The organism is Streptomyces sp. NPDC050743, assembly GCF_044456925.1.
Taxonomy (GTDB): Bacteria; Actinomycetota; Actinomycetes; order Streptomycetales; family Streptomycetaceae; genus Streptomyces.
The window spans coordinates 1-2,730 of record NZ_JBITGJ010000276.1; the positions used below are offsets into that span (position 1 = coordinate 1).

Genomic DNA, 2,730 nt, shown 5'->3' on the forward strand with positions numbered 1-2,730 from the left:
GCAGCTGGCACCTCACCCCGGCCACCGCATAGCGAAAGGGCCGCCCGGCCCACAGCCGAGCAGCCCCTCAAACAAGATTTTCAGCAGCCTTCTAGGGGCAGTTCGTCTGCACGCTCGCCGGTGACCAGGTAGACCACGCGCTGAGCGACCGCTACCGCATGGTCGGCGAACCGTTCGTAGTAGCGGCCGACCAGCGTGACATCCACGGCCGTCGCCACACCGTGATGCCACCGCTCATCCATCAGGTGCTGGAAGATGGTGCGGTGCAGTTCGTCCATACGGTCGTCGTTCTTCTCCAGCTGGAGGGCTGCATCGACGTCGTGGGTGATGAGTACCTCGGCGGCCTGCGCCATCAGGCGCTGCGCGAGCTGACCCATCTCCAAGATCGTGCGGCGCAGATCGCACGGCACCGCGTTCTCGGGGAAGCGCATCCGGGCCAGCTTGGCCACGTGCTGGGCCAGGACACCACAGCGCTCCAGGTCCGCGCTCATGCGCAGCGAGGTGACCAACACCCGCAGGTCCCTGGCAACCGGCTGCTGTCGCGCCAGAACCGCAATCGCCCGGTCTTCCAAGTCACGCTGGAGGTCATCAACCTTCGCGTTGCCTGAGATCACACTCTCGGCAAGCTGCAGATCGGCGTCCAGGAGAGCGGTCGTGGCCATACCCATGGCCGCGCCGACCATGTTCGCCATCTCCACCAGGCCCTCGCTGATCGACGCCAGCTCCTCGTGGTAGGCCTGCCGCATCGCGTCCTCCCGTCCAGTCGCGGTTGTGTGTGCCGGCCCTAGCTCGCTGCCAAGGCTCGCACATCACGCACGGTGCACCGGTCGCTTGCAGCCAGCGACGTCACCACTGGACAGGCAGTGGTCAAGAGTGCCCGTGTGTAGGCGGCTCATCTGCAATCGGCCCGGCCTCGCGTGCGCCTGTCTGGCAAGCCGGGCACAGTTGGTGCTGCCCCTCATCGGTGAATCACCCCCCACCCCAGACACACTTCGCAGCCGCGGGCCAGGACCGGGTTGGCGCGAGGCAAAGGCCGAGGAGCGGCGTGGGCTGCATGGGCCATGAGGGGCCCTCCTCAGTGATCCACAAGGTGATATGAGGCTTATGGGGCTTTTATGCAGATTAGGGGCGGCACCCATTCGGAGTAAACCCGATCGCGTCCGGCTTCCCGAGGTCGGTGGAGTCTCAATGGCCGCGTCAAGGCGTCGGTCGGCTGGCTGCCCCTCGATGCGAACTACGGGCGCGACGGCTGCTGAGGTCTGCCCGGCTGATCAGACGTTCGCTGGCGGTTGACATTGGTCGGCTGCGGTCGCGGCGGTTGCTGTACTTCGCTGCTGTACGGCAACCGGCTCTACCTCATCGGTCCTGCCGCCGTCGTCTACGACGCAACCCCCCGGCGCCGGCGACGGCGACGCAGAAAGTGCCGCCCACAGTCATAGGGAGGTGAGAGGCGAAGGGCCTTAGAGGGGGGTGCTCAAGGAAGGCCCGATCGAACGCAATTCCGATCAAGGCGGCTGTCAGCGTGATCGCCCACAAGAGCAGTACGAGCAACCATGTGCTCCGGGTGCTCAGCCAAGAAGTCATTGGATCATCATGCACTCGACGTACCACCGACCACAGTCCCCCTCGCTTCTCCTGCTCAGCTGTCCGGGTGCGACAGACCACCCTGGACTTCGCGCCATGTCGCCAACTTGGACGATCGCGTATGTGGATCCCGCCTGAGCTGGCAAAAAGCTGACCTGCGCGTTCCTGGGCTGCGCGCCGTGGTTCCCCGCTGTTCCCCGTCGGTCGCCGCCCTATCGGGCACGCATGGGGCACGGTGGCTGGCTGTGTGCGGCTACGACGACAGAGTCGGCTTCCTGCGCCGGGCGAATCGACGGCAGGCTACCCAGAGGTTGATCAAGAACAGCACTGATCCGGCGATGGGCCAGCCCACTGACCCGCCGTCACGGTAGGTCTCGATACCGATCACCAGCAGTAGTGAACCGACCGCCACGCCCATCAGGTCGAGGAGGATGTCTGCCTGCCTCGCGATCTTCGAAAGGTTGACCACGGCTTGATCGTGACAGGTGAACGCGGTCGCCGCCAAGGTCGAGTGCTCTGCCGACAGCTGCACCTTGCCACGCCCCCCTCGACCGGTCGGCCGACCACCCCGCCACGGCACCGCTCAGGGATCGATTCCCCGGCCGCAGGCGAGTCCGCCTGCCACTACAGGCAAAACGGTCATAAAATCTACATAAACGGGCGCAAATGGACATGAAACGGAATAAACTGGGCATTGTGGAGCCAAGGGGTGTACCACCGGGACAGTCCCGACGCCAGGAGAATCTCAATGACCTACGGAACGATGGCCGCTCCCGAGTCCAACCCCCGCGCCAATGCCGCTTTGGCTGCCGACTGCGAGGTGTGCAACGGCTGGGGAAGCGTGATCACTTTCCAGGGGCGGCACGAACTGTGCCAGGCCTGCCAGTCCCCCACTGAACATGAGTCCCACGACAGCAGCTGATTTCAGGGGGTGTGAGGTCCATGCATGCATTCTGGATCAACAACTTCTTGTCCATGTGCGGGTCGCACCAGACAGAGCGGTCGGCGGAGCGACTTTGGCCTGGAGCTGCTTTGGCGCGAGTGATCATGGCCCGTAAGCTTCCGGCGCGTCGGGCAGTCTGTGGACCTGCCCGGTAAAGCACGACGTTGGGGCCATGATCTTCGAGGCTCGCGCCAAAGTGGCTG

At 64.7% G+C, this 2,730-nt stretch carries 3 protein-coding genes; 1 reads left to right on the forward strand and 2 read right to left on the reverse strand.

The genetic code is table 11. The features are described 5' to 3' along the window. Nucleotides 1–80: 80 nt before the first annotated feature. Nucleotides 81–746, reverse strand: coding sequence for a phosphate signaling complex protein PhoU (gene phoU, locus ACIBJF_RS52870; protein WP_399185035.1), 666 nt, complete (start codon nucleotides 744–746; stop codon nucleotides 81–83). Nucleotides 747–1,837: 1,091 nt separating this feature from the next. Beyond that, entirely contained in the window at nucleotides 1,838–2,116 is a 279-nt protein-coding gene (locus tag ACIBJF_RS52875; RefSeq protein ID WP_399185036.1) for a hypothetical protein, read from the reverse strand. Between the two features lie 216 nt (nucleotides 2,117–2,332). Between ACIBJF_RS52875 and ACIBJF_RS52880 the strand changes: the two genes are divergently transcribed. Further along, nucleotides 2,333–2,506, forward strand: a complete 174-nt coding sequence (locus tag ACIBJF_RS52880) for a hypothetical protein (protein WP_366488794.1) — start codon at nucleotides 2,333–2,335, stop codon at nucleotides 2,504–2,506. Nucleotides 2,507–2,730: the final 224 nt, after the last annotated feature.